This is a genomic window from Brucella pseudogrignonensis, assembly GCF_002252525.1.
In the GTDB taxonomy this organism is placed as follows: domain Bacteria; phylum Pseudomonadota; class Alphaproteobacteria; order Rhizobiales; family Rhizobiaceae; genus Brucella; species Brucella pseudogrignonensis.
Window position 1 is genome coordinate 84,065 of sequence record NZ_NNRM01000021.1, and the last position, 23,929, is coordinate 107,993.

The window sequence follows — 23,929 nt, forward strand, 5'->3', positions numbered from 1 at the left end:
TGCTCAACAAGTCGGGGGCTGAGACATATGGGAGGAACAATCCATGTCTGGCTTAACAGTATGCCTCTGGTTCGATAACAAGGCTGAAGAGGCGGCCAATTATTACGTATCGCTCTTCAAAGAATTGGGAAAACCAGCCTCTCTGGATGGCTTCATTCGCTTCCAGCACGGTCATCAATCCGGCGGCACCGATGTCGTCACTGCAAACTTTACACTTGACGGACAGGCGATGACTGCCTTGAACGGTGGTCCACAATTCAAGTTCAACCCGGCAACATCGCTTATTCTGAAATGCAAGGATCAGGCAGAGCTTGATGCGTTCTGGAACCGGTTGCTGGAAGGCGGTTCTGCGATGGAATGCAGCTGGCTGACCGACAAATATGGGTTTGCTTGGCAGATTGTGCCGGAGTTCCTGCTCGATATTCTTCAGAACGGTGAGCCTGAGGTCAGGCAGCGCGTGGCAAATGCCATGATGACGATGTTGAAGATTGATATTGCCGCTCTGGAAGCTGCGCTCGACGCAGGTTAACTTTTTACCGCTGCAACGGCATCATAGCCATAAAGCCAGTCCAGATCTTTCAGGAAAGTATCTGGGCTGCGCATGGTAAAAAGCATGTTGCGTCCAAGCGCAAACACACCTGATGCGTGATAGGCAAAGCGGTTCAGCTGGCCGCGTTTGGCAACGGCTGCGATCCGTTCTTTGCGAACAGAATCAAATCGCTTCAGCGCTGATTGTGGCTCTTGGTCATCCAATGCTTCGGCAAGTGCTGCTGCATCTTCAATTGCCATGGCAGCCCCCTGCGCTGCAAAGGGTGTGACAGCGTGAGAGGCGTCACCGAGAAATACCGTTCTGTCCGGGCCAACAAACTGAGCATCAGCCATTTCAAAAAGCGGCCAGTAGGTCCACTCGGTGGCCAGGGTCAGCACTTCACGTACCGGGTTGCTCCAATCAGCATAAATTGACTGCAGCCGTGCATTGTCACCTGTCTTAGACCAGACTTCACCAGGGTTATCGCCCGTCGTAATGGCTACGAAATTGAAGAAGTCGCCACCCTTTACCGGATAAGCGATAAAATGCGCCTTCTTGCCAAGCCATGCAGAAACGGATTTCCGTTCTGGGATTGCTGCCTTGAAGCTTGCGGGCAGGGCATCCGCTGCAAGTGTCGTACGCCACGCGATATGGCCGCTGAAACGCGCCTTTTCATACCCCGCCTTGGCGCGTTGTGCAGACCAGACGCCATCGCAGGCAATGAGATAGCTGGCAGCAATATCTTCATCTGCTCCGCCACGTCTAACCGTTGCGGTGATGCCGTTTAGATCTGCCTTATGGCCAATAATCTCAGCACCGAGATTAATCTCGATATTTGGATTGTCGTGGCAGGCATCTAACAGTGCTGTTTGCAGATCAGCGCGATGGCAAACGACATAGGGATGATGCCAGCGTTTGAATGCCTTGTCGCCAAGTTGCATGGCGAGCAGGGGGCGAGCCTTGCGCCCATCCATGAGATAAAGCGCTTCTGGCGTAACGGCTTGTGAGGAAAGGCGGTCGGCCACGCCAAGGCGCTGGAGATGGCGCATCGCATTGGGAGCCAGCTGCAAGCCCGCGCCGACTTCCGACAGGGCTTGCGCTTTTTCAAACAGCTGGACAGTCCATCCGCGTGCCGCACATTCAAGTGCTGCACTGAGACCGGCAACACCGGCCCCTGCAATCAATATGCGTCCCTTGACCAAGCTGCTCATAATATCAGCGGCACGAATACCGCCATTTATGTTCAGGCAGCTTTGTCAGCAGGTGCTTCGTAAACGCAGCCTGCAGGAACAGTCTCGTCAGCGTGAAGCTGCGGATTGTAGCGATAGAGCGTCGAGCAATATGGGCAAACCACTTCGCTTTCGTCACCCATGTCGAGGAAGACATGTGGATGATCGAAAGGCGGGTTCGCACCGACGCACATGAATTCCTTCACGCCGATTTCAATGGAATTGTGTCCAGCGTCATTCTGGAAGTGCGGGATGATGTGATCGGACATAATAGGCTCCGGAGCTTTTGGATCGCGGCATTCAAATTGGGATGGCTATTTTTCAAGCGTTTACCGCGAACGGCTTGTTTCTGGAAGCGTTTTCATCAATTCTGGGGACATTTCAAGCGGTTTGCTATCAAACTGTCATATGACAGCCATAGGCTTATCGTCGCGCCGGGATTTGCCGGTAGTAACCGGGACAGGAAAAATGAACGAAAACAGCGTTGTGGCAACCCAGGCCGCCGATTTGACCGCACATGTGGCAGATCAGGCGGCAAATGACCATTCTGCAAACCAGAATGCCAGCAAAGTTCAAAACGCTCACGAAGCTTTGAACACTGACAAGACAGCAGAGCTGATGCAAAGCCCTGAACGCTTCGTCAATCGCGAGTTTTCCTGGCTTCAGTTTAACCGTCGTGTTCTCGAAGAAGCAGGCAATACGCGTCAGCCATTGCTGGAGCGTCTGCGCTTCCTGTCGATTTCGGCAGCCAACCTCGATGAATTTTTCATGGTGCGTATTGCAGGGCTTGCTGCACAGGTGCGTGCAGGTGTTGCCATGCGCAGCGCCGATGGTCGCACGCCGCAGGAGCAGCTTGATTTCGTTCTAGAAGAAGTGGGCCGCCTGCAGGAAGGCCAGCAGGAACGTCTGCGTGCGCTGCGTGAGGAGCTTGAAAAAGAGAATATCGAGATCGTACGCGCATCGACCTTGTCGAAGACCGAAAAAGATTGGCTGGAAGGGCACTTCCTGGAAACAATTTTCCCGGTTCTGACACCGCTTTCAATCGATCCTGCGCACCCGTTCCCGTTCATTCCAAATCTGGGCTTCTCGATAGCATTGCAGCTTGCGCGTCGTCTTGATGGTCATCCGATGACGGCGCTGTTGCGCATTCCGGTTGCCTTGAAGCGCTTCATCCAGTTGCCGACCGAGCAGCAGAACACGTTCCGCTTTATCACCATTGAAGACGCAGTCAGCCTGTTTATCGGTCGTTTGTTCCCGGGCTATGAGGTGCGCGGTGCCGGTACATTCCGCATCATTCGCGACAGCGATATCGAAGTCGAAGAAGAAGCGGAAGATCTGGTCCGCCTTTTTGAAACAGCTCTGAAGCGTCGTCGCCGCGGTCAGGTGATCCGCATCGAGTTCGATGCTGAAATCCCGGAAGCGCTGCGTGTTTTCGTTGCTACCGAACTGGGTGTCTCGGAAAACCGCATAAGCGTTCTCGAAGGTCTTCTGGCGCTCAACATGATTTCGGAAGTCGTTTCGATCCCGCGCGATGACCTGAAATTTGTGTCTTACAATCCGCGTTTCCCTGAGCGCATTCGCGAGCACGGCGGCGATTGCTTTGCCGCGATTCGTGAAAAAGACATTGTGGTTCACCATCCATATGAATCATTTGACGTGGTGGTGCAGTTTCTGCGTCAGGCCGCAGCTGATCCTGATGTGTTGGCAATCAAGCAGACGCTTTACCGTACCTCCAATGACAGCCCGATCGTGCGTGCGCTCGTCGATGCGGCAGAAGCTGGCAAGTCGGTCACAGCCCTTGTTGAGCTGAAGGCCCGCTTCGATGAAGAAGCCAATATCCGCTGGGCACGCGATCTGGAGCGCGCAGGCGTTCAGGTGGTCTTCGGCTTTATCGAATTGAAGACGCACGCAAAGATGTCGCTGGTTGTTCGCCGTGAAGACCAGAAGCTGCGTTCCTATGTTCACCTTGGCACGGGCAACTACCACCCAATCACAGCGCGAATTTACACCGACCTTTCATTCTTCACTTCCGATGCCGATATCGCACGCGATGTGGCGCATATCTTCAACTTCATCACCGGTTATGCGCAGCCTGCTGAAGAAATGAAGATCGGGATTTCACCGCTTACCTTGCGCACGCGAATCTTGAAGCATATCGATGACGAGATCACCAATGCGAAGGCTCATAAGCCTGCAGCCATCTGGATGAAGATGAACTCGCTCGTTGATCCACAGATTATTGACGCGCTTTACAAGGCCAGTCAGGCGGGCGTGCATGTGGACCTCGTCGTGCGTGGCATCTGCTGTCTGAGACCGGGTGTTCCTGGCCTCTCAGACAACATTCGCGCAAAGTCGATTGTTGGGCGTTTTCTCGAGCATAGCCGCATTTTCTGCTTCGGAAACGGGCATGATCTGCCTTCAGACAAGGCAATCGTCTATATCGGTTCTGCCGATATGATGCCGCGCAATCTCGACCGTCGCGTAGAGACACTGGTGCCCATTACCAATGCCACCGTGCATCAGCAAATCCTGTCGCAAATCATGTTTGCCAACATAATTGATAACCAGCAGAGCTATCAGCTACTTGCGGACGGCACCTCTCGCCGGATAGAAAAAGAAGATGGAGAGGAAGCTTTCAACGCGCAGGAATATTTCATGACAAATCCAAGCTTGTCGGGTCGCGGAAAGTCGCTGAAGTCATCTGCCCCCCGTCTGATTGCGCATCGTAAACGTGCGCAGGCGGAAAGAAATACGACTTCATGAGTCCAGCAGTAGCACAAGGCCGGTTGAAAGGCCTCAAGCCCGTCGCGGTAATCGATATTGGTTCCAACTCGATCCGTGTCGTTGTTTACGAAGGCATTGTCCGGTCTCCGACAGTGCTTTTCAATGAAAAGCTTCTCTGCGGTCTTGGCAAAGGATTGGCCAAGACCGGAAAGCTCAATGAGAAATCCGTCGATATCGCCCTGCGCGCATTGAAGCGTTTTCGCGTTCTGGCCGAACAGGCGGGTGCGATTTCCATTCATGCGCTGGCAACAGCCGCAGCTCGCGAGGCGAAAAACGGTCCTGATTTCATTTCTCAGGCCGAGGCTATTCTTGGACGGCACATTGAAGTGTTGTCGGGCAAGGAAGAAGCCTATTACTCCGCTTTGGGTATCATTTCCGGTTTCTACAAACCGCAGGGCGTAACTGGCGACCTTGGCGGCGGCAGTTTGGAGCTGGTTGGCGTCAATGACCATGAGGTCGGTGAGGGGATTACCCTTCCGCTCGGTGGCCTGCGTTTGCAGGACATGTCGAACGAACAACTGCCTGAAGCCGCCAAAATCACCCGCACCGAGCTTGCACGCGCGACTCTTCTTGAAGAGCATCAGGGAGAAGTCTTCTACGCTGTGGGCGGTACGTGGCGAAATCTCGCCAAGCTGCATATGACGGCCAAGCATTATCCGCTGCACGTCATGCATGGCTATGAGATGGACCCGGTGGAAGCAAAAAGCTTCCTCACGCGGGTTGCCAGAGGCAATATCGACACGATGCGCGGCATCGAAGCAGTATCCAAAAATCGTCGCCAGCTTCTTGCTTATGGCGCGACAGTTCTGCTCGAAACCATTCGGCGCATGAAACCCTCTAAGATCGTATTCTCGGCGCTGGGAGTTCGTGAAGGTTACTTGTATTCGCTGCTGCCCAAGAACGAACAGCGGCTTGATCCGCTTTTGTCTTCGGCAGAAGAGCTGGCAATTCTGCGTTCGCGTTCGCCGCGTCATGCACGCGAACTCGCAACATGGACGACGCTTTCACTTCCCGTTCTCGGTTTCGATGAAACTGAAGATGAGAGCCGCTATCGTCAGGCGGCGTGTCTGGTGGCTGATATCAGCTGGCGCGCGCATCCCGACTATCGGGGCTCGCAGGCGTTGAACATCATTGCGCATGGTTCGTTCGGCGGTATCGATCATCCGGGCCGTTCTTTCATGGCTCTTGCGAATTACTATCGCCATGAAGGATTGGTCGAAGACGAAATTGCGCCGGAAATCCTGCAGCTTGCCTCACCGCGTTTGCGTGAGCGGGCAAAGCTTCTGGGTGCGCTGCTTCGCGTCATCTATCTGTTATCGGCATCTATGCCGGGCGTAATCCCGCGTCTTTACTGGCGTGAGGAAGACAACGGCATTGCTCTGGTCGTACCGGGAGATATCGCCGATCTGATTTCTGACCGCCCAGAAGGACGTTTACAGCAGCTTTCAAAGCTGACGGGAAAGAACCTCTTCTTTGCCATCGGCGACAGTGCGATTGACGCGAACGAGCATCATTGAAAAGAGTATGATTGATAAATCGAAAGGCCGGCGAGAGTTTTCTCCGCCGGCCTTTTTACTTAGTTTACAGCGGTTCCAGTTAAGAATGAATCGTTGGAACCGCTGTAACTGTTTGTTTTTACGCATTATCCGACGCAAAACTGCTTCGCACTTTTGCTGGATATGCTATAATTCGACAGCTTGAATACGCCGGTTCTCAAATTTAATGCCGATTTTGCCTTCAATGAGATCGAGCGCTTTCTGGCCGAAGACTTCGCGACGCCAGCCCTGAAGTGCAGGTACATTGGCATTCTCGCCTTCAGCTGCAATCTTGTCGATATCATCGGAGCTTGCGACGATCTTGGCTGCAACGCCGTGTTCTTCGGTCACAAGCTTGAGCAGCACTTTAAGAATATCTGCAGCTGCAGCACTGCCTTCTGGCGAATGAGACTGTTTTGGCAACTTTGGCAGATCTTCTTTTGGAATAGCCAGTGCCGCCTGAATGGCATTCACCAAGCCTGCCGCCTGAGCCGAACGTTCCCAGCCCTTCGGGATCGAACGAAGACGTCCGAGCGCTTCCGCATCTTTTGGCTGCTGCTGGGCGATTTCAGCGATCGTGTCGTCCTTGATGACGCGGCCACGCGGAACATTGCGTTCGCGCGCTTCACGTTCGCGCCATGCCGCAACAGACTGAACGATAGCAAGCTCGATTGGCTTGCGCATACGCGTCTTCACACGCTTCCAGGCATCATCTGGATGAAGGTCATAGGTTTCACGCGCGCTGAGAACAGCCATTTCCTCGTTGACCCACTCGCTACGGCCTTCTTTCTGAAGCTCATCTTTCAGATAAAGGTAGATGTCGCGCAGATAGGTGACATCGGCCAGCGCATAGTCGAGCTGCTTTTCAGACAGCGGACGGCGGCGCCAGTCGGTGAAGCGCGATGACTTGTCGATGTGTTTTCCAGTGACTTTCTGAACCAGAGCGTCATAGGAAATGGCATCGCCAAAGCCGCAGACCATGGCAGCAACCTGGCTGTCAAAAATCGGGGCAGGGATCAGGTTGCCCAAGTGGAAGACGATTTCAATGTCCTGACGTGCGGCGTGGAACACCTTGACCACTTTTTCATCGGCCATCAGGCGAAAGAAGGGCGCAAGATCGAGACCGGGCGCCAGTGCATCGACCAGAGCGGTATGGTCGGGCGAAGCCATCTGAATTAGACAGAGTTCCGGCCAGAAGGTCGTTTCCCGAATGAATTCGGTATCGACCGTTACGAAGTCGGATTTGGCTAGGGCGGATACGGCCTCTTCAAGGGCCTCTGTGGTCGTGATGAGCTGCATGTTTTTCTTTTAGAGCGCATCCCGAAAACTGTGAAGCGATTTTCGGACAAGATGCACGTTTAACAGAGGATTAGCGCGCGCTTCGATATGATTCAGTCAGATTGAAACGAGCACTGGATAATGGTGGGCTGCTTTGGGCTGCGTGCCGCGCCACGAGAAGCATATAGCGATGGAATAACACGTAAATAGTGATTTTTGTCGACATAATCCGTCAAGCTGGTTTAACAAGGCCGGATACGTGCCCGGATACAGGCAGTATCGGCTTGACAAAGCGTGATCAAAATGCGCTTTTCCGCCGGAATTGCAGCGCTTTGCCTGCACAAGATTTATAAAGTTCCAAAAGGCAGAAATCATGCACCGTTATCGCAGCCATACCTGCGCAGCCCTTCGCAAATCGGATGTTGGTTCAAAAGTCCGTCTGTCTGGCTGGGTTCATCGCGTCCGTGACCATGGTGGCATCCTCTTCATCGACATTCGCGATCATTATGGCCTCACTCAGGTTGTTGCAGATCCTGATTCGCCAGCGTTCAAGATTGCCGAAACCGTTCGTGGCGAATGGGTCATCCGTGTTGATGGTGAAGTGAAGGCCCGCGCAGATGAGGCTGTGAATGCCAACTTGCCGACCGGCGATGTAGAAATCTTCGCAACCGAGATCGAAGTTCTGGCTGCCGCCAAGGAACTGCCGCTGCCAGTGTTTGGCGAGCCGGACTATCCGGAAGACATTCGCCTTAAGTACCGCTTCCTCGATCTGCGCCGCGAAACGCTGCACAAGAACATTATGAGCCGCACGAAGATCATTGCAGCGATGCGTCGCCGCATGACCGAAATCGGCTTCAATGAGTTTTCGACACCAATTCTGACGGCTTCTTCGCCGGAAGGCGCGCGCGACTTCCTCGTTCCAAGCCGTATTCATGAAGGCAAGTTCTACGCGCTGCCGCAGGCTCCGCAGCAGTACAAGCAGCTCCTGATGGTTGCCGGTTTCGACCGCTACTTCCAGATTGCACCTTGCTTCCGCGATGAAGATCCGCGTGCAGACCGTCTGCCGGGCGAATTCTATCAGCTCGATCTCGAAATGAGCTTCGTAACCCAGGAAGAAATCTGGGAAACGATGGAACCAGTCATGCGCGGCATCTTTGAAGAGTTTGCCGAAGGCAAGCCTGTAACGCAGCAGTTCCGCCGCATCGCTTATGACGACGCGATCCGCACCTATGGTTCGGACAAGCCAGATCTGCGCAACCCGATTGAAATGCAGGCTGTGACCGAGCACTTCGCTGGTTCCGGCTTCAAGGTCTTCGCGAACATGATCGCCAACGATCCAAAGGTTGAAGTCTGGGCCATTCCGGCCAAGACCGGCGGTAGCCGCGCATTCTGCGACCGCATGAATTCCTGGGCGCAGAGCGAAGGTCAGCCGGGTCTCGGCTACATCTTCTGGCGCAAGGAAGGCGATAAGCTTGAAGGCGCTGGCCCGATTGCCAAGAACATTGGTGAAGAACGCACAGAAGCGCTCCGCAACCAGCTGGGCCTCGGCGACGGCGATGCCTGCTTCTTCGTAGCCGGTCAGCCATCGAAGTTCTACAAATTCGCAGGCGATGCCCGTACGCGGGCTGGTGAAGAGCTGAACCTCGTTGATCGTGATCGCTTTGAACTGGCCTGGATTATCGACTTCCCGTTCTACGAATGGGACGAAGACAACAAGAAGCTCGATTTCGCGCATAACCCGTTCTCGATGCCGCAGGGTGGCATGGAAGCACTGGAAACGCAGGACCCGCTGACGCTCAAGGCTTACCAGTACGATCTGGTCTGTAACGGTTTTGAAATCGCTTCCGGTTCGATCCGTAACCAGCTGCCGGATGTGATGGTCAAGGCGTTTGAAAAGGTTGGCCTCAGCCAGCAGGACGTGGAAGAGCGCTTCGGCGGTCTCTATCGTGCATTCCAGTATGGCGCGCCTCCACATGGCGGCATGGCTGCCGGTGTTGATCGCGTTATCATGCTGCTCGTTGGTGCAAAGAACCTGCGTGAAATCTCGCTGTTCCCGATGAACCAGCAGGCGCTCGATCTTCTGATGAATGCACCTTCGGAAGTGTCGCCAGCGCAGCTGCGCGATCTTCATATTCGCTTAGCGCCAACCCAGAAGAGCTGATCTTCTCCGGTTTGAAAATCAAAAGCCCGGTCGCGAGACCGGGCTTTTTCTTTGACCTTATCAGTACGGCAAAAGAAAACCCGGTGAGCAGAACTCACCGGGTTTTGTTTGATGAACCTGAGTTCGATCAGTTGTTGGCTTCAACGCCAACTTTCAGAAGCTGGATCAGCTTTGTCGGGTCGAGCGAAGCGGTCGCAACGATGGACGCGAAGCTTACCGACTGGTCAGGCGAAGCCGAAACGGTCAGCGACTTTGGATCGTCGAAGTACTTTTCAGCTGCGGCCTTGAGCTGCTGGGCAAATTCAGGGTTCTTGAGCTGTGTTGCCATCAGCGGAACCATCATCTTCAGCTGTTCGCCGAGCTGCTTGCCATCGGCACCCTGCTGCTTGCCGTAATATTCGAGCAGCTTCTGTGTGAGTTCTTCGTTGTCAAAGCGGATCGACAGGTTCTTGAGGCTCAGCTGTTCAGCGAGACCGAGAAGAGCGAGGCCAGCTGCGTCTTTTTCTGCATCAGCCTTGGCCATGTTTTCCTGTGTCTTCTGCAGAGCTTCTACGAAAGACAGATCATAGCCGTCGATAGCAGCGGTCAGATTGATCTTGCCGAGTTCTTCAGCATTGATTTCAAACTGATCCAGCGTCGCATTGCCCGAAGTCGGCAGCCATGTACCCTTCGAGTTGATCGAACCCTTAAGAGCGCTCATATCGAGTGGAGCGAGCGGGTTCTTGCCGTTCTTGTCGAAAGTCGCATCAATATCGGCAATGGTGAGATTGTAGTCGATTTTTTCGGCTTTGTTGGCCGAATTCAGAGTCACTTCCATGCCCTTGATCAGAGCGCCATCTTTGCCTGGAGTGCCAACCGAGAACTCGTCGATCTTCATCTTGTCGTAGAAGACCATCTTGGCGAGCGGGCCTTCGGCTTTCTCGGATGGGAGAATAACGTTCTCCATCGAGATGCCTTTGATCGTGGCTTTATCGTTCTTGTCCGCACCTTCAGGAGCGAAGTCCAAATCTGCAACCGAAACTTTTTCGATGCTATAGCCGCCTTCTGGCGTGTCCTGCACGTTTTCGAGCGTTATATCGCCGACAGGCGTCGCGCGGTCAGAAATGGTAGGCAGCTTGATTGTTGTGCCTTTGAGCAAAATGTTGTCGCCGTCAGCCTTAACTTCGGCGAAGTTCAGCTCTCCGCCCTGCTTTGTATAGAGGGCTTTAACGCGCTCTGCGACTGCATTTGCATCTGCAGCCATTGCCGCACTGCCAAGAACAAGCGAGAGCGCGGTGCTTGCTGCGAAGACGCGCACGGCCTGCTTGCTAACAACGAAAACCTTCATTTATTGGCTCCTGATCATTTGGTAAATTTTAGATAGCCTTCATAAGCCTTTACGCAAGGAAAAACAGCCTGTTTCATTCGTTACGTATAAGTTGTGGAGAAAACCTCTACAATTCCCGTATAGAAGCTAAATGACGGCAACATTGCGACGAATGTACTGGATTGGTTCTCATCCCCACTTGCTGACGAATCGCGCAATTGGTACTGAGAACTATGGGTAAAAGTCTGATTCCGCCGGACGACGGCGACGAACACATCGAACGGGTCGATCTTAAATCGGCCCTCGAGGAACGCTACCTCGCTTATGCGCTGTCCACGATCATGCATCGTGCGCTGCCGGATGTGCGCGACGGTTTGAAGCCGGTTCATCGCCGCATCATGCATGCAATGCGCCTGTTGCGACTCAATCCCGATCAGGCCTATGCAAAATGCGCGCGTATCGTCGGTGACGTCATGGGTAAATTCCACCCACACGGCGACGCCTCGATTTACGACGCGCTTGTGCGTCTGGCGCAGGATTTTGCCGTGCGTTATCCGCTCGTGGACGGGCAGGGCAACTTCGGCAACATCGACGGCGATAATGCGGCTGCGATGCGTTATACCGAAGCGCGTATGACCGAGGTCGCGACGCTGCTTCTTGAAGGCATTACCGAAAACGCCATCGACTTCCGCCCGACCTATAATGAAGAGGACGAGGAACCCATCGTCCTTCCGGGTGCATTCCCGAATCTGCTTGCCAATGGCTCGGCTGGCATCGCGGTCGGCATGGCCACCAATATTCCGCCGCATAATGTGGCGGAGCTGTGCTCGTCGGCGCTCTATCTCATCAATCATCCCGAAGCGACTGTTGAAGAACTCGTCACTTCGCCGGAACAATGGGAAGAGCTGAAGAAGGAAGCGGAAACTGATCCGGCAGCACTTTTGAAGTGCAAGGTGCGTGGTCCCGATTTCCCGACCGGCGGCATTCTGGTGGAAGAGCATGCCAACATTCTTGAAGCCTATCGCACCGGGCGTGGTTCTTTCCGCGCACGCGCGCGCTGGGAAAAGGAAGAGGGCAATCGCGGAACCTGGGTGATTGTTGTCACCGAGATCCCATATCAGGTTCAGAAGTCGCGCCTGATCGAGAAGATTGCAGAGCTGCTTCTGGCCAAGAAGCTGCCACTGCTCGACGATATTCGCGACGAGTCTGCTGAAGACATCCGCATCGTTCTGGAGCCGAAGAACCGCACGGTCGATCCTGAACTGCTGATGGAATCGCTTTTCAAGCTGACCGAGCTTGAGAACCGCGTTTCGCTCAACATGAACGTGCTCTCGCACGGCAAAGTGCCGAATGTTCTGTCTCTGGGCGGCGTGCTCAAAGAATGGCTTGAACATCGCAAGGAAGTGCTGGTTCGCCGTTCCGAATACCGTCTCGCAGAAATCGAAAAGCGGCTGGAAATCCTTGGCGGTTTCCTGAAGGCCTATCTCAATCTTGATGAAGTCATCCGCATCATTCGTGAAGAGGATGAACCGAAACAGGAGCTGATGCGGTTCTTTGATCTGACGGATAATCAGGCCGAAGCAATCCTCAACATGCGCCTGCGTTCCTTGCGCAAGCTTGAAGAATTTGAAATTCGCAAAGAATTCGATGGTCTGACTGCTGAAAAGACTGATCTGGAAGGCTTGCTTGCTTCGGGCACGCGCCAGTGGAAGAAGATCAGCACGGAAATCAAAGCTGTCCGTGAGAAGTTTGGCCCTGAAACCAAACTTGGCAAGCGCCGCAGCACCTTTGCCGACGCGCCAAGCCATGATCTCGAAGACATTCATCAGGCGATGATCGAGCGTGAGCCGGTTACGATTGTTGTGTCTGAAAAGGGCTGGCTGCGCGCGATGAAGGGCCATATGGCTGACTTCTCGACGCTGGCCTTCAAGGAAGGCGATAAGCTTAAGCTCGCTTTCCATGCTGAGACGACTGACAAGCTGCTGTTCTTCACGACAGGTGGCAAGTTCTTCACCATTGGTGCGAACACGCTTCCGGGCGGGCGCGGCCATGGCGAACCGATCCGTATCCTCGTTGATATGGAAAATGATCAGGATATCCTGACAGCCTTCGTTCACGATGCTCAGGCCAAGCTTCTGCTTGTATCGCATGAAGGCAATGGCTTCATCGTGTCCGAGAATGAAGCGGTCGCCAATACCCGCAAGGGTAAGCAGGTGATGAATGTGAAGGCGCCAGATGAAGCCAAGCTTTGCCAGCGCATTTCGGGCGATCACATTGCGGTCGTGGGCGAGAACAGGAAGATGGTCGTCTTCCCGCTTTCGGACATTCCTGAAATGACACGCGGCAAGGGCGTTCGTTTGCAGAAATATAAGGACGGCGGCGTGTCCGATGTTCGTACCTTCGCGATCAGCGACGGTCTGTCGTGGCAGGATTCTGCCGAGCGCACCTTTACGCGCAGCAAGGAAGAACTTGTCGAGTGGATTGCGGCCCGTGCCTCTGCTGGGCGTCTGGTACCCAAGGGGTTTCCGCGTTCGGGCAAATTCTAAGGTTCTGCTCAAATAAAAAAGGCGGCATATGCCGCCTTTTTGTTTCTAGCCCTCAAATTTCTGCCAGCCGCGTGGGCCGAGATGCTCCTGCGGCCTGAAGCGCGTCTTATATTGCATCTTGCGCGACCCCTCGACCCAATAGCCGAGATAGACATGGGGGAGGCCAGCGGCGCGTGCGCGCTGGATATGATCAAGGATCATGAAAGTTCCGAGCGAACGCTCGTGCATATGCGGCGTGAAGAATGAATAGACCATAGACAGGCCGTCTGCCATCACGTCCGTAAGGGCTACCGCGATCAGCTCTCCATCGCCTTTCGCGCTGATAAAACTGTCCGGGCCGCGTCTGCGATATTCGATAATCTGCGTGTTGACGTGGGTATCTTCGACCATCATCGCATAATCGAGCACTGTCATATCGGACATGCCACCAGAATGGTGACGGGCATCCAGATAATCGCGGAAAAGGGCATATTGTTCGGTGCTTGGCTGTGCCTTGTGCTGGCGGCCGATCAGATCGCGATTATGGTTCCAGACCCGGCGCATACTCCGGTTCATCTCAAATTCGCCAGTCAGGATACGCACAGAAACGCAGGCGCGACAAAGCTCGCAGGCTGGACGATAGGCAATGTTCTGAGAGCGACGGAAACCGCCCTGCGTAAGCAGGTCATTGATTTCGCTGGCCTTGTCACCCACAAGATGAGTGAAGACCTTCCGTTCCATCTGGCCGTCGAGATACGGGCAGGGCGATGGAGCCGTTAAGAAAAACTGCGGAGACTGTTGCGGTTGATGGGTCATTCAATATCCACGAAACGGCAATACCGAACCATCTCTTTATGCCCTAAAGATTGAGCCGGCTGCACAAAACGTCAATAGACATTTTGTGCAGCCGGCCCTGAATTTTTTTGATGCTTGCTTTAGCGGTCTGAACGAATGACTGCTGTACCAAGCAAGAGGTCGTGCACGGTACGCTTACGGTCGATCACCAGAGTCGCCAAAAGGATGAACGGTGTAAGCACCACATTCAGGCCCCAGAACAGGACAGTGTGGACCAGTGCCAGCATCGGATCGACTGTGCCGCCTTCAAGGCGCACCAGCTTGATGTTCATCATCTGCATACCCTTTGTGGCCTGTTGAGGCCCGCCAAGAGTGCGAGATATGTAAAACAATGCGACTACCGGGAACATGATGGCGTAGAGCGCCCATCCCAGCGAAAGCGTGAGAATTCCAAGGATGAAAATTACGATTGCTGCTGGGATGCAAAGAAAGAAGACAATCATATAGTCGATAAGAAAAGCCATAATACGGCGTGTGCGCACGCCTTCAAAAAATGCGCGGCTTTCAAAACGCGGGCCCATGACTTCGCCGTGCAGAATATGGTCGGACATTTTTCCTTCCAGTCCTTCAAAAGAAGCGTCCGGGAACAACCGTCCGCTGTCCCGCACTGCGCGGAACAGTCTCAAGGTGGTGTATGAAACTGGCTATTTCAAGGAAACAGCGTCTCGGAATTTAGCCCTGGCTTTTCAGCTTCTCAGCAACGTCGAGCGCAAAATAGGTCAGGATGCCGTCACAGCCTGCGCGTTTGAAAGCCAGCAGGCTTTCCATCATGACTTTTTCTTCGTCGATCCAGCCATTCATGCCTGCAGCTTTGATCATCGAATATTCGCCCGATACCTGATAAGCATAAGTCGGCAGGCGGAATGTGTTTTTCAGGCGATGGATGATGTCGAGATAAGGCATACCAGGCTTAACCATCAGCATGTCAGCGCCTTCAGCCACGTCCTGTTCGGCCTCGCGCACCGCTTCGTCCGGGTTTGCTGGATCAATGTAATAAGTCTTCTTGTCGCCCTTCAGCAGACCAGCTGTACCGATTGCATCGCGATAGGGGCCATAGAAGGCGGATGCGAATTTGGTCGCATAGGACATGATCGGTACATGGTTGAAGCCATGCGCATCCAGTGCCTGACGAATAGCGCCGATACGGCCATCCATCATGTCAGACGGTGCGATAACGTCTGCACCGGCTTCAGCCTGTGCGAGCGCACCGCGCACGACCATCGCAACCGATTCATCGTTGATAATTTCGCCATTGCGCAAAATGCCGTCATGACCGTGCGTTGTGAACGGATCGAGTGCTGCATCGGTAATGATACCGATTTCCGGCACTTCCTTCTTGATCGCACGCACGGCGCGGTTGATCAGATTGTCCGGGCTTGCAACGAAAGCGCCGTCCTCTGTTTTTACTTCTGCCTTTTCGCGCGGGAAGGGCGCAATCGCGGGAATGCCAAGCTTGGCAGCCTTTTCGGCCATGCGTACAGCCATATCGACCGAATAGCGCTCAACGCCCGGCATCGCGTCCACAGGCTCGCTGACATTGGTTCCGTAAGTCAGGAAGAATGGCAGGATCAGATCGTCCACCGTGAGATGTGTTTCCTGAACCAGTCTGCGTGACCAGTCGGCCTTGCGCATACGGCGCAGACGACGCCCACCGGTCACGTCATCGACGTGCCCTGAAATGTTGGCAGAAGAAATGTTGGACAAACGATCAGTCATATAAATGTTCCCGAGAGAAGAAAGCTTGGGAATCTAACGGTTCGGAAGCTTGTTATCAGATGAGCACGGTTTATCACGGGAAAAGTGGCTAATCCAAGCACAATGGCCTGCGCAGGATTGACGCGGGGCGTTTCACTTTCTACGCATTGAAAGCATTTCCAGCAAAAGTGTAAAGCAGTTTTGCGTAGGACAATGCGTAGATTAAAAGGGCATTTCCAGCAAAAGTGCGAAGCGGTTTTGCGTGGGATAATGCGCAAGAGGGAATGATTGTAGCGGTTCCAACGTTCAGCTTTATCTGGAACCGCTTTAATCGCACGGGAGAGACATGATGCAGATCGATTTCGGTGGTGGCGGTGAAATCAGCTTTGAACGCAAGGGAAAAGCGGGCCTCGTGAAGCTGACGCGCTCATCGGCGCTCAATGCTTTGACGCATAAAATGATTCTCGCTCTCGACCGTGCTCTGCAGGCCTGGGAAACCGATCCGGATGTCGCCTGTGTTATTCTGGAAGGCGAAGGCCGGGCGTTCTGCGCCGGTGGCGACGTGGTTGCAGCCTATAAGGCCGGACGCGAAGGCACACCCGCTTTTGATTTTTTCCGCGATGAATATCGACTGAATGCCCGCATCGGGAGATTCCCAAAGCCATATATCTCGCTGCTTAACGGCATTGTCATGGGTGGCGGCGCTGGCATTTCCGTACATGGTTCGCACCGGATCGTGACCGAAAACACGCTTTTTGCGATGCCCGAAACCGGCATCGGCTTCTTCCCGGATGTCGGTGGAAGCGCCTTCCTGCCGCATCTCCATGATAATTTCGGCTATTATCTTGCGCTCACCGGCAACCGAATTCGCTGGGGCGATTGCCTGCAGAGCGGCATCGCGACCCATGCAGTGGCGGCCAGCGATCTTGACGACCTTCGCGATGACCTCGTTGCAAAAGCTGACCTTGATGGGGCTTTGGCCAGTGCTCAGTATCCCGATTTTGAGACGGCCCCCGAAACCCGCAAAGTCATTGCGGAAAGTTTCGCACATGCGACGCTTGCCGAATGCCTCGACGCTTTGGAAAAAGCAGCAGCCACGGGCAATAAACCGGCAACGGATATTCTGAATGTTATCGCCACGCGTTCGCCAACCAGTGTCGCTGTCACATTCCGCCAGATTGCCGATGGTCGCGCACTGGATCTCGACGATTGTATGCGGATGGAATATCGCATCGCGTCGCGTATGCTTGCTGGGCATGATTTCTATGAAGGCGTACGCGCGGTTTTGATTGACAAGGATGGAGCACCTGTCTGGAAGCCAGCTTCGACTGATGAAGTGAAGCCGGAAATGGTCAATGCGTATTTTGCTAATCTTGGCGAGAGGGAACTGAGTTTTTGATGCGTCAGGATGAACTGCACCAGCATATACAACCCAGCGGCACTGAATGGTCCTTTGTCTGGTTTATACGGCTGATCGCTTTAGCTGCTCTTGCGAGCGGCGTTTATTACTGGATTAAGCTGATCGGCGTTTATCCAGGCTTGCTGTGGCGTTTCGACCTCATGCCGTGGCAATGGCAGACGGCTTGCGTGGCCCTTGCTCTGCTTATGCCGGTTGCGGCAACCGGGCTGTGGATGCGTGCGCAATGGGGACCGGTATTGTGGTTCGTGGCGGCTGTCGGTGAGATTGCCATCTATTCTGTCTTTGCGCGCCATTTTGAATACAGGCCCATTGTCGTGGGGTTTAACGCCGTTTGTCTCCTCATTTATGTTGTGTTCCGCGTCCTGCTTTACCTCGAGAAAAGACGACTTTCTCGCGTTCGTATAACGGTCTGAAATCGCGCACCGGTAACAAAACATTAAGTCTGAATCTGCATTTCGCTTGGTAAGCTACTGTTAAGGCTGACTTTTAAGTCGAATTTTATGGATCGCGTCTAAAGTCCTCTCAAGACACGGTGAGAAAATACACCGGACCAACAGGAAAGAGAGCGGCCTCATGTAAGGCTGCTCCGACAGAGAGGCAAAAGAAATGATCAATGCACAGCACAGAATGGATGCATCTGCTCCGCTTTTGAATCCCGAAGCAGCTCTCCGCACACTTTATCTCGAAGCATTGCAGCTGGTTGAACGCCTGCATCGTCGCCTCCTTGATGTCATCAAGGACGAATTCGACCGCGCCGGCCGTAGCGATATCAATGCGACGCAGGCACTGCTCCTGTTCAACATTGGCAATTCAGAATTGACCGCTGGTGAGCTGCGCTCGCGCGGTTATTATCTCGGCTCGAATGTTTCCTACAATCTCAAGAAGCTGGTCGAGATGGGTTTTATCCATCACGAACGCTCTAATACGGACCGTCGTTCGGTTCGCGTCAGCCTGACAGACAAGGGCAACGAGATTGCTGATCAGGTACAGGCACTTTACCAGCGCCATATTGCTTCTATCGAGCAGGTTGGTGGTATTCAGGTTGAAGAATTCACCGCGATGAACAAGTCGCTGCAGCGTCTGGACCGCTTCTGGAACGACAGCATTGCTTACAGGCTTTGATATTGCGGATGCCGAAAGGCAGCCGACAACTTAGAAGTTTGTTGCAGAACGGTCACAATTGACCCGGTTTGTATGTTAAAGTTCATTATTGCGAGCTAATTCAGCGAGGCCTGGCTTGAAATCCGGGCTTTGCGACATGAATAAGCCATAAAAACCGACATAAGCGGTTTAATACAGCGCATAAATTAGAGCTATCTGCAGATGCGACGCATCTGGGCGAAACCGGTTAGCCTTTGGGACCAAAACTATGACCAAAACCGACAAGAATGCCGAAGCTTTCAATGTAGGCCGTCGCAGCTTCCTGCGTGGCGCAGCAACGGCCGGTTTGGCTGCGGCTGCAACTGCTATCGCTCCTGCGGCTTTTGCCCAGCAACAGGCTTTGAATGATATTCTTTCGGCGCCACGCCGCGGCAACTGGGATGACCAGTTCGATGCCCGCGCGACCGGCGGTCAGAAAGTGGCAACCAATCAGCCAGTGCTCAGCCAGCAGACTGTGGGAAATCTTCAGTCCGCTATCGCACAATATGCCGATCTAGCAGGTCGCGGTGGCTGGCCACAGGTTCCGGGCAATGCGAAGCTGCAGCTTGGCGTTAATGATCCTTCGGTGCAGGCTCTGCGTCAGCGTTTGATCGTTTCGGGCGATCTTCCGCGTGAAGCCGGTGTGTCCGGTGCGTTCGATACCTATGTCGATGCAGCGGTCAAGCGCTTCCAGTCGCGTCATGGCCTTCCGGCTGATGGTGTGATGGGCCAGTTTACCTATGCAGCAATGAATGTGGATGCCAATACGCGTCTTGGCCAGCTGCAGACCAACCTCCAGCGCCTGTCCGGCATGACATCTGCAACACAGTCTGAACAGCGCTTTGTGATGGTCAACATCCCGGCTGCTCGTATTGAAGCAGTGGAAGGCGGCAGCGTTTCGCAGCGCCATACAGCTGTTGTTGGCAAGATCGACCGTCAGACGCCGATCCTTGACTCCAAGATTCACGAAGTCATTCTCAATCCTTACTGGACCGCGCCAAAGTCGATCATCCAGAAGGATATTATTCCGCTGATGCGGAAGAACCCGCAATATCTCGCGAATAACAAGATCCGTCTCTACAACGCTCAGGGACAGGAAGTTCCGCCGGAAAGCGTAGACTGGAATACCGACGATGCTGTGAAGCTGATGTTCCGTCAGGATCCGGGCAAGATCAACGCCATGTCCTCGACAAAGATCAACTTCCACAATCAACATGCCGTTTACATGCACGACACGCCGCAGAAGAGCTATTTCAATAAGCTCATGCGCTTCGATTCGTCGGGCTGTGTCCGCGTGCAGAATGTCCGCGATCTTGATGTTTGGCTGTTGAAGAACACCGCTGGCTGGGATCGCCAAAACATTGAAGGCACCATTGCATCGGGTGTGAATACGCCTATTCAGGTTTCCGATCCTGTGCCGCTGCATTTCGTTTACATCACCGCCTGGTCAACAGGCGATGGCGTGGTGCAGTTCCGCGACGATATCTACAAGATGGATGGTGCAACCGCTTTGGCGCTCGGCACCGATACTTGATCCCAATTGACTTACAAAAAAGCCGTCCGAACTCGTTTCGGACGGCTTTTTTGTTTTGGGTGCTGATCCAAGCTACGTCATGCCGCATTTTGGAACATGCTTTTCGCTTAGCGGCCATTGGCCTTGCTAATCGAAGTGTGATACTGCGCCTCATACCATATAGCTATCACCGGCTAACCGGAGGGTGTGAAACATGTCGCAAGCCAATAACGCTTTTTTCAACGCAACTCTTGAAGAAATCGATGCCGATATTTTCGGTGCGATCCGTAATGAACTCGGTCGTCAGCGTCATGAAATCGAGCTGATCGCCTCGGAAAACATTGTTTCTCGCGCGGTTCTTGAAGCTCAGGGTTCCATCCTCACCAACAAATATGCCGAAGGTTATCCGGGCAAGCGCTACTACGGCGGCTGCCAGTATGTTGACGTTGTTGAAGAATTGGCAATTGAACGCGCCAAGAAGCTGTTTGGCGCAGAGTTCGCAAACGTACAGCCTAACTCCGGCAGCCAGATGAATCAGGCCGTGTTTCTTGCGCTTCTGCAGCCAGGCGACACCTTCATGGGCCTCGACCTCAATTCCGGTGGCCACCTGACACATGGTTCGCCAGTCAATATGTCGGGCAAGTGGTTCAACGTTGTTTCCTATGGCGTTCGTGAAGACGATCACCTTCTGGATATGGAAGAAATTGCTCGCCTCGCACGCGAACACAAGCCAAAGCTGATTCTCGCTGGCGGTACCGCTTATTCCCGCATCTGGGATTGGAAGCGCTTCCGTGAGATCGCTGACGAAGTTGGCGCATATCTGATGGTCGATATGGCTCACATTGCTGGTCTGGTCGCCGGTGGCGTACACCCATCGCCAGTTCCACACGCCCATGTCTGCACCACGACGACTCACAAGTCGCTGCGCGGTCCACGCGGCGGTATGATCCTCACCAACGATCCTGATCTGGCGAAGAAGTTCAATTCGGCTGTCTTCCCTGGCCTGCAGGGCGGCCCGCTGATGCATGTGATTGCTGGTAAGGCAGTTGCTTTCGCGGAAGCTCTGAAGCCAGAATTCAAGGTCTACGCTCAGAACGTCGTCGACAATGCGCGTGCGCTTTCTGACGAACTGAAGTCGCAGGGTCTCGATATCGTTTCCGGCGGCACAGACAACCACCTAATGCTGGTCGATCTGCGTCCGAAGAATGCAACAGGCAAGCGCGCTGAAGCAGCTCTCGGTCGTGCGAACGTGACCTGTAACAAGAACGGCATTCCTTTCGACCCAGAAAAGCCATTTGTAACTTCTGGTGTTCGCCTTGGAACGCCTGCTGGCACGACCCGCGGTTTCGGCAAGGCTGAATTCAAGGAAATCGGCTCGCTGATCGCAGAAGTGCTCGATGGTCTCAAGGTTGCAAATTCCGATGAAGGCAATGCATCGGTTGAAGCAGCGGTTAAGGCAAAGGTCATTGCACTGACCGACCGCTTCCCAATGTACGGCTATCAGGGCTAAAATTGCTCACAATTTGATGAAGCCCCGCTCAACCCTGTTGAGCGGGGCTTTTTCAATTATGCCCTAATTATGCATCAACTTAACGATGGGGTATGATCGTCAGGAATCAGTCAATCTAAGGCGTGCCTTTTAAATCGGCGCGCTTGGAAACAAAGGGTGAAGCGCGTCGCGTAGGCTATATGCAGATGCGCTTTCGTAAGTGAAAGAGTGCCATGCGTTGTCCCTATTGCCAGTCTGAAGATACGCAAGTTAAGGATTCCCGCCCGGCGGAGGATGGTGCCGTTATTCGCAGGCGCCGTGTTTGCTCGGTCTGTGGCGGACGTTTTACCACTTTTGAACGCGTACAGCTTCGCGACCTCATGGTCGTCAAGAAGAGCGGTCGCCGTGTACCTTTTGATCGCGAAAAGCTTGCCCGCTCCATCGATGTGGCATTGCGTAAGCGCGACGTGGACGAGGAGCGCGTAGAGCGCGCAATCTCCGGCATCGTACGCCAGCTAGAGAGCTCGGGTGAGGCGGAAGTGACTTCAGACGAAATCGGTCGTCTGGCCATGGATGCTCTCAAGGGCGTCGATGATATTGCCTATATCCGCTTTGCTTCTGTTTATCGCAATTTCAGCAAGGCCGTTGATTTCCACAACGTCATTGATGAACTGACGGTAACTGAAACTGATCGTGATCCGGACGCATAAAATGAGCCGAATGGAATTCCCGCACGCAAATGTGACGTCGGATGACGTTCGCTTCATGGAAGCGACCATTCGGCTTGCCCGTCGTAACAAAGGCCTCACAGGCACAAACCCATCAGTGGGTACTATCCTCGTTAAGGACGGTATCATCGTCGGACGTGGCGTCACCGCGATCGGTGGGCGTCCTCATGCGGAGCCTCAAGCGCTCGCAGATTCAGGTGAAGCGGCCCGCGGCGCTACGGCCTATGTCTCGCTGGAGCCCTGCGCCCATCATGGTCGCACCCCGCCATGTGCCGAAGCGCTGGTGCGGGCTGGCGTTGCGCGGGTGGTGGTTGCCGCAACCGATCCGGATGACCGGGTGAGCGGAAAAGGCTTCGCCATATTGCGGGACGCGGGCATTGAAGTGGTGCCGGGTGTTCTGTCGGACAAGGCGGCTGATGACCTTGCAGGCTATCTGAATCGATCTTCTAAAAAACGTCCGGAAGTGATTCTGAAACTTGCACTTTCTGCCGATGGCTATATCGGGAAAAAGGGCGAGGGGCAGGTCCCGATTACCGGTCCGATTGCGCGCGCCCAATCGCATATTCTGCGCTCGCAGACCGATGTGATCCTCATCGGAGTTGATACGGCAATCGCCGATGATCCTATCCTGAATTGCCGTCTTCCGGGGTTGGAACAACGTTCGCCAATTCGCCTCATATTGGACAGCGGATTGAAATTACCGCTCGATTCAAGGCTTATTCGCACTTCGGAAGCCTTTCCTTTGTGGCTTTCCTGTTGTGAAAATGTGGCGCCGGAGCGGCGATACGAGATGCAGGCTGCAGGATGCCGCATCATTGCAGCGGAAAGCGATGAGGGCCGTATCGCTTTGCCGGAGCTGATGGATGATCTTGCAGCACAGGGTATTTCGTCCGTTCTGGTCGAAGGTGGAGCCAGTGTTGCCACAAACTTCCTAAAAGAAAAGCTGGTTGACCGCCTTGTTCTGTTCCATTCGCCTGTGGAAATCGGCGCGACGAATGGGGTTGCCGTCACGGATCTGCAATCCCATATCGATAATGAATTTACAATTTTGCGCAATGCGCAGTACGGCGACGATGCCTGTATCGAGTATGTAAGGAAAGCGTGATGTTTACTGGGATTGTCACCGATATCGGTAAAGTGGATCGTATCAAGCCTTTGAATGAAGGCGTGTTGCTGCGTATTGAAACAACCTATGATCCTGAAACGATCGAGCTTGGTGCTTCGATTGCCTGCTCTGGTGTGTGCCTGACAGTCGTGGCGCTGCCGGAAAAAGGCACAAATGCCCGCTGGTTTGAAGTTGAAGCCTGGGAAGAAGCGCTGCGTCTGACCACGATTTCAAAATGGGAAAACGGCACCCGCATCAATCTTGAGCGCTCGCTCAAGCTTGGCGATGAAATGGGCGGCCATCTCGTTTCCGGTCACATTGACGGGCAAGCTGAAATCGTAGAGCGCAAGGAAGAGGGCGACGCTGTACGCTTTGCCCTGCGCGCACCGGAAGAACTTGCACCCTTTATTGCGCAGAAGGGCTCCGTTGCGCTTGATGGCACTTCGCTGACGGTCAATGGCGTTAATGGCAACGAATTTGACGTTCTGCTCATTCGTCATTCGCTGGAAGTGACAACCTGGGGCGATCGCAAGGCTGGTGACAGGATCAATATTGAGATCGATCAGCTCGCGCGGTATGCAGCAAGGCTTGCGCAATATCAGAAATAAGCTTAGAGCCTACACTCTAAAGCTATAAC

At 53.8% G+C, this 23,929-nt stretch carries 20 protein-coding genes; 13 read left to right on the plus strand and 7 right to left on the minus strand.

What is annotated here, in order from left to right; translation table 11 throughout:
• Positions 1–43 precede the first annotated feature (43 nt).
• Positions 44–529: a VOC family protein gene (locus tag CEV34_RS12190; protein WP_007874418.1), complete on the plus strand. Its 486-nt coding sequence runs from the start codon at positions 44–46 to the stop codon at positions 527–529.
• Here CEV34_RS12190 and CEV34_RS12195 read toward each other — a convergent pair.
• A complete protein-coding gene (locus tag CEV34_RS12195) occupies positions 526–1,731 on the minus strand; it encodes an FAD-binding protein (RefSeq protein ID WP_007874420.1) in 1,206 nt (401 codons plus the stop codon). The genes CEV34_RS12190 and CEV34_RS12195 overlap by 4 nt on opposite strands.
• A 41-nt stretch (positions 1,732–1,772) precedes the next feature.
• Positions 1,773–2,027 carry a zinc-finger domain-containing protein gene (locus tag CEV34_RS12200; protein WP_007874421.1) on the minus strand — a complete coding sequence of 85 codons (255 nt, stop codon included), beginning with the start codon at positions 2,025–2,027 and terminating at the stop codon, positions 1,773–1,775.
• A 250-nt stretch (positions 2,028–2,277) separates the two neighbouring features.
• Between CEV34_RS12200 and CEV34_RS12205 the strand changes: the two genes are divergently transcribed.
• Positions 2,278–4,521, plus strand: coding sequence for an RNA degradosome polyphosphate kinase (locus tag CEV34_RS12205; RefSeq protein ID WP_374891559.1), 2,244 nt, complete (start codon positions 2,278–2,280; stop codon positions 4,519–4,521).
• A complete protein-coding gene (gene ppx, locus CEV34_RS12210) occupies positions 4,518–6,059 on the plus strand; it encodes an exopolyphosphatase (RefSeq protein ID WP_007874427.1) in 1,542 nt (513 codons plus the stop codon). The genes CEV34_RS12205 and ppx overlap by 4 nt, the downstream gene beginning before the upstream one ends.
• Positions 6,060–6,224: 165 nt before the next feature.
• On the opposite strand, the gene rnd is transcribed toward ppx, so the two are convergent.
• On the minus strand, positions 6,225–7,376 hold the full coding sequence (gene rnd / locus CEV34_RS12215; protein WP_007874429.1) for a ribonuclease D: 1,152 nt from the start codon (positions 7,374–7,376) through the stop codon (positions 6,225–6,227).
• A 352-nt stretch (positions 7,377–7,728) separates the two neighbouring features.
• On the opposite strand from rnd, the gene aspS reads away from it, so the two are divergent.
• Positions 7,729–9,516 carry an aspartate--tRNA ligase gene (gene aspS / locus CEV34_RS12220; RefSeq protein WP_007874431.1) on the plus strand — a complete coding sequence of 596 codons (1,788 nt, stop codon included), beginning with the start codon at positions 7,729–7,731 and terminating at the stop codon, positions 9,514–9,516.
• Between the two features lie 127 nt (positions 9,517–9,643).
• Here the strand turns inward: aspS and CEV34_RS12225 are convergent, their stop codons facing one another.
• Entirely contained in the window at positions 9,644–10,843 is a 1,200-nt protein-coding gene (locus CEV34_RS12225) for a hypothetical protein (protein WP_007874434.1), read from the minus strand.
• 212 nt (positions 10,844–11,055) lie between these two features.
• Between CEV34_RS12225 and CEV34_RS12230 the strand changes: the two genes are divergently transcribed.
• The gene (locus CEV34_RS12230; protein WP_007874435.1) at positions 11,056–13,368 is read left to right on the plus strand and encodes a DNA topoisomerase IV subunit A; all 2,313 of its coding nucleotides are present in this window, start codon (positions 11,056–11,058) and stop codon (positions 13,366–13,368) included.
• Between the two features lie 45 nt (positions 13,369–13,413).
• On the opposite strand, the gene CEV34_RS12235 is transcribed toward CEV34_RS12230, so the two are convergent.
• The 3 genes from CEV34_RS12235 to hemB form a co-directional block, all read right to left on the minus strand.
• A complete protein-coding gene (locus tag CEV34_RS12235; protein ID WP_064320432.1) occupies positions 13,414–14,163 on the minus strand; it encodes an arginyltransferase in 750 nt (249 codons plus the stop codon).
• 119 nt (positions 14,164–14,282) lie between these two features.
• Positions 14,283–14,753, minus strand: a complete 471-nt coding sequence (locus CEV34_RS12240; protein ID WP_007874442.1) for an RDD family protein — start codon at positions 14,751–14,753, stop codon at positions 14,283–14,285.
• A gap of 121 nt (positions 14,754–14,874) precedes the next feature.
• The gene (gene hemB, locus CEV34_RS12245) at positions 14,875–15,918 is read right to left on the minus strand and encodes a porphobilinogen synthase (RefSeq protein WP_007874444.1); all 1,044 of its coding nucleotides are present in this window, start codon (positions 15,916–15,918) and stop codon (positions 14,875–14,877) included.
• A gap of 328 nt (positions 15,919–16,246) precedes the next feature.
• Here hemB and CEV34_RS12255 point away from each other — a divergent pair, with 328 nt between their 5' ends.
• The 8 genes from CEV34_RS12255 to CEV34_RS12290 all read left to right on the plus strand — a co-directional run bounded on the left by CEV34_RS12255 (position 16,247) and on the right by CEV34_RS12290 (position 23,900).
• Positions 16,247–17,296, plus strand: coding sequence for an enoyl-CoA hydratase/isomerase family protein (locus CEV34_RS12255; protein ID WP_007874446.1), 1,050 nt, complete (start codon positions 16,247–16,249; stop codon positions 17,294–17,296).
• Positions 17,296–17,730, plus strand: a complete 435-nt coding sequence (locus CEV34_RS12260) for a DUF6163 family protein (protein ID WP_007874448.1) — start codon at positions 17,296–17,298, stop codon at positions 17,728–17,730. The genes CEV34_RS12255 and CEV34_RS12260 overlap by 1 nt, the downstream gene beginning before the upstream one ends.
• 193 nt (positions 17,731–17,923) lie before the next feature.
• Positions 17,924–18,439, plus strand: a complete 516-nt coding sequence (gene ldtR / locus CEV34_RS12265; protein ID WP_007874450.1) for a transcriptional regulator LdtR — start codon at positions 17,924–17,926, stop codon at positions 18,437–18,439.
• Positions 18,440–18,686: 247 nt separating this feature from the next.
• Positions 18,687–19,991, plus strand: coding sequence for a L,D-transpeptidase family protein (locus CEV34_RS12270; RefSeq protein ID WP_007874451.1), 1,305 nt, complete (start codon positions 18,687–18,689; stop codon positions 19,989–19,991).
• A gap of 193 nt (positions 19,992–20,184) precedes the next feature.
• On the plus strand, positions 20,185–21,480 hold the full coding sequence (glyA, locus tag CEV34_RS12275; RefSeq protein WP_007874454.1) for a serine hydroxymethyltransferase: 1,296 nt from the start codon (positions 20,185–20,187) through the stop codon (positions 21,478–21,480).
• 212 nt (positions 21,481–21,692) lie between these two features.
• A complete protein-coding gene (gene nrdR / locus CEV34_RS12280) occupies positions 21,693–22,169 on the plus strand; it encodes a transcriptional regulator NrdR (RefSeq protein WP_007874456.1) in 477 nt (158 codons plus the stop codon).
• A 1-nt stretch (position 22,170) separates the two neighbouring features.
• Positions 22,171–23,292, plus strand: a complete 1,122-nt coding sequence (ribD, locus tag CEV34_RS12285) for a bifunctional diaminohydroxyphosphoribosylaminopyrimidine deaminase/5-amino-6-(5-phosphoribosylamino)uracil reductase RibD (RefSeq protein WP_039859649.1) — start codon at positions 22,171–22,173, stop codon at positions 23,290–23,292.
• Positions 23,292–23,900: a riboflavin synthase gene (locus CEV34_RS12290; protein ID WP_007874459.1), complete on the plus strand. Its 609-nt coding sequence runs from the start codon at positions 23,292–23,294 to the stop codon at positions 23,898–23,900. Before ribD ends, CEV34_RS12290 begins: the two co-directional genes overlap by 1 nt.
• The last annotated feature ends 29 nt before the right edge of the window (positions 23,901–23,929 follow it).